General features: G+C 33.6%; 4 protein-coding genes. 1 reads left to right on the top strand and 3 read right to left on the bottom strand.

All coding sequences use genetic code 11. The annotated features are described in order from the left end of the window. Positions 1-27 precede the first annotated feature (27 nt). Complete coding sequence (locus tag I2G42_RS16045) at positions 28-462, bottom strand: AlbA family DNA-binding domain-containing protein (RefSeq protein WP_243277210.1); 435 nt, start codon at positions 460-462, stop codon at positions 28-30. Positions 463-521: 59 nt separating this feature from the next. Continuing rightward, complete coding sequence (locus I2G42_RS16040; RefSeq protein ID WP_195531265.1) at positions 522-1889, bottom strand: AAA family ATPase; 1368 nt, start codon at positions 1887-1889, stop codon at positions 522-524. Between the two features lie 211 nt (positions 1890-2100). Here I2G42_RS16040 and I2G42_RS16035 point away from each other — a divergent pair, with 211 nt between their 5' ends. Further along, entirely contained in the window at positions 2101-2472 is a 372-nt protein-coding gene (locus I2G42_RS16035) for an IS66 family transposase (RefSeq protein WP_243277209.1), read from the top strand. Between the two features lie 161 nt (positions 2473-2633). On the opposite strand, the gene I2G42_RS16030 is transcribed toward I2G42_RS16035, so the two are convergent. After that, a complete protein-coding gene (locus tag I2G42_RS16030; RefSeq protein WP_195531263.1) occupies positions 2634-3749 on the bottom strand; it encodes a hypothetical protein in 1116 nt (371 codons plus the stop codon). Between the last annotated feature and the right edge of the window lie 168 nt (positions 3750-3917).

Below are 3917 nucleotides of genomic sequence, written 5' to 3'. Positions count from 1 at the left end.
TGTAAAGTTTTTTAACTTTCTTCAATTTTAGTATTGACTTTTTATTTGCAGGCTAAAGTAACGAGAATGCGACGCGCAGTTTTCAAAGCTAATATTTTTTCCTTCTAATACAAGCCTTGAAAATTCAAGTGTGTCTACCTCTATCGTTGCTGTATCATTTCGTTTGTATGCTTTCGATTTATATAAATATGGCTTCTGAAGACCACTTTTTACAGTAAGTTTTATCGTTTGATCATTGTTCTGTAGTTCAAGCATATAATTTGGCTGAGGCAAAATACTGTCATTGATTTTATTTTCGATATCCAGGCAAGCCTGCTTTACATCTGGCAAGCCTTTTACATTTCCATCATCATCTACGCCAAAAAGAATCATTCCGCCATTATAATTCGAAAAGGCACTGACTGTTTTCAAAAAAGTATTCGTAATCGTTTCCTTGAATTCCAATATTCTTGTTTCACGCATAGCAATCATTTCCTTTCCCAGTCTTAATGGTTATATTATATGTTTAAATACGCGAAAAATCAATCGTAACTTTTTACGATTGATTTTTCAATTGATTTTGAGTGTGTTTTTCTGTTATTCTTCTTCATTTCCAGTAATCGCTCAAAATCTTCATTAATCACTTTTGAAATTTCATCAATTTTTTCATTTTGAATCATATGAATATCTGCATCCATACAATTTTCAATTGTTCCATTTTTTACAAACCAAGAATCAAATGCATTATAATCCAGCCATAAAGATTCCCGAATAATTTTGTTTGCTTCTTTTCTCGCCTGTGGCGAAATCGTTTTTGCATATAATAAATTATTTAACGTTCCCAATACATACGGGCTATGTGTTGTCAGTACAATCGAATGTCCACAGTTATTGACTAATGCAATCAATTCCGTAATATATTTCTGTGATTTCGGAAACAAATGTGACTCCGGCTCCTCAATAATAAATAGAATTTCTTTTTGTTGAACTAAGTAGTAAAACAATAGATTCAAAATCCAGACACATTCCTGCTGCCCCGAAGACGAAAAGTTTATCTTTACATATTTCCCATCCTCTAAAACAATCTGTTCTTCTCCATTGCTATAACGGTAAGTTCCACGCAGTATTTTCTGAGTTAAATCCAGTGCCTGCGCCACAAGTCGCGGTGACAATCCAGAACGCCCCGATGAATAAGCCAAGCTCTGCAGCCCCTCTGAAAATTCTGGTTTTAATCGAAGTATCCTCTCCAGATAATCTTTTGTGCAGGTATCCAAAGATCTTTTCTGCATATCATCCATTGTGGCATAAATATAACTCAATTGCTGAGAAAGCAGCGTAATCATACTGCGTCCTGCCGGAATATAGACGACAGAACAAGAATCCTCAAAAATCTCATATAAATTCTTTTTAAAAATCCTCAGATCCTCTTCAGAGATTCCCAATGGTGTTACAGAAAGTGTATGGTTATTTGCTTTCAAAAAACGAATCAGTTCATTACTCATCGTGATCCAAATGTAGTTTGGTGTAGAATATCTGCTATCATTTTCCAAAGAAATTTTAACATAGCATGTCTTAGTAAAATGATATTCCATGTACATGTCGTTTGGCATGCCCCATGATGATCCAAAGGTTCTTAAAAATTTTTCACGCAAATAATTTTCAAGAGCTTTTCTCAAAGTAATTCCATGTTCTATACTAAGAGTACTTTTCACTCCATATACAGGTGTCGCATCCAATGCCTGCGATTTTGCAAGCTCGATGATATCATCTTTAATTGTTCTAAAATAATAAATTGCTTTGGCAATTGTACTCTTTCCAGATGCCTGAAAACCCGTAAAGTTCATAAATTTGGAACACTCCAGTTCACAGGTCTCAACAGGACCGAGTTTGTTGATAATTAATTTTGGCAATGTATGTTACTCCTTGTCTCATTTATAATAGTTATTGGTTTAATTGGGTTTTGAAAAACATTTTTCCTCATCATATTCTTACATGAAATCTAGCTAAAACATCATTCTTAAGGGATCATCATAAAATCTTTCCATAGATTTTTCTGGGCTGGTATGATATATTTATGTTTTCTTTAGATTTTTTATTTTCTCTTTCGAGTACCAGACCCCAATGTGGCATTGTACGATCGGAAAAGCTCTTGCTTACAGTATAAATCAGGAAGATTACCTTCATGTGTTTTTATCGGATGGGCATGTTCCCATGGATAACAACTATGCCGAACAGGCAATCCGGCCTTTTACCATTGGCCGAAAGAACTTTGTAATGATCGAATCTTCCAACGGTGCAAAGGCAAGCGCGCTCCTGTACAGCCTGGTTGAAACTGCAAAAGCAAACAGGATAAATACCTTCGAGTATTTCAACCTGCTGCTTACTGAGATTCCACAGTATATGAATGACAAAGATCTCCGATTTATTGATGATCTGCTTCCATGGTCACCCAGAGTTCAGAAAGAATGCCCAAGCCGATACAAAAAGTCTTGATTTTTCAGTGTGCCTTCCATTTCTATAAAGTTTGCTCATCCCCCGCTAAAATGCGGGGATTTTTAATACCCAGTACTCATGTTTGAGGACTTACGTCTTTACGGAAAGCGACTACAAAACAATATTTATTTCTAAAAAGAGATTATTACCCTTTCGGTTTATTATTGAAAATCCGACTCTACTAATTCTCTTAATTCTATTCCATGTCCATTCATCTTATATTTAATCAATCTGCTAATACGATTATCGCAAGTAACAAAAAATAGTTGTTCCATCGTTTCTTTTGAAGATAACTGATATTTTAGTAAATCAATAAATGCCAGCATATTAACATCATCCATACATGCTGTCAAATCATCAATAAAGAATATTTTCATCTTCTCTCGTTCATTTCTAACATTAATACCAGCAAAAAAATATGCAAGCAGAAAAACACTTATCTGTCCATTACTTAAAATATTTACTATATTTTTTCCTTTATCATCAACTAGCGATATTCCTCCATTTTCATGCACAATATTTATTCCATCATTGTCATTTATTCTAACTAGTTTATTGTAATACTTACCGAGGGTCGGACCTACCTTCTGATACTCATCTTTCGAAAGTTTTTCCACAATATACCTTATTCTTTGTGTTCTCTGAGTCGCTTCATTTTTTAATTTCTGCAACTTGTCTATTTCATCATCAAGTTTCTGATTTTTCTTCCTTTCTTTTTCTAATTTTTCGCGCAATTCCGCTAGCGACTGATTTGCAAGAATACTATCAATTGAATTTATTTTGGAAACAAATAGATCATATGAAAAATCTATAACGTCATACGATTTCGATATTAAGTTTTTTATCTTTTCGTACAACTGTTGTAATGTCTCCTCAGAAAAAGAATACCCTAATACTGTTAATATCTTTTGATATAACTCTGTTGCATTTTTCTCTTCTGCTTCTGAAAGAATTTGTTTTTTTATAGTCTTTTGTAAATTTCCCATGTTCTCATTATTGATAGATTCAATGGAAATCTCTTTTCTCATACCCTGTATTTTTCTGACAGAATCAAAATACGGTTTAAGTTCATCATTTAATTTTTTTAATACACTGATTTTCTCTTCAAATATCCCTTTTTCTTTATCAACAATTCCTTTTGCCTTCGCTATCAAATACTCATACAGACTTTCGATTTCTTTCTGTAGATTTGTTTTCTCATTTTCTTTTACTTTTACAAGTTCTCCATTTTGTTGGATATATTTATCTGTCTCTTTCAGAATTAATTTCTCATCCATTGTTGCAAAAATACCCGATCCACATATAGGACATCTTGCACTACCATGTTTTATCAAAACATTATTTCTATAATCAACTATTACCTCTCTAAGTTAGCAACCACCAGTTCAACTGGTGGTTTATTATTAGCCCTCCAAAGGGCTATTGTTACTGCTCGCCCCAAAGGG

It is taken from the genome of Fusicatenibacter saccharivorans, assembly GCF_015557635.1.
Lineage (GTDB): Bacteria > Bacillota > Clostridia > Lachnospirales > Lachnospiraceae > Fusicatenibacter > Fusicatenibacter saccharivorans.
This window is presented reverse-complemented; position numbering and strand designations above follow the sequence as displayed.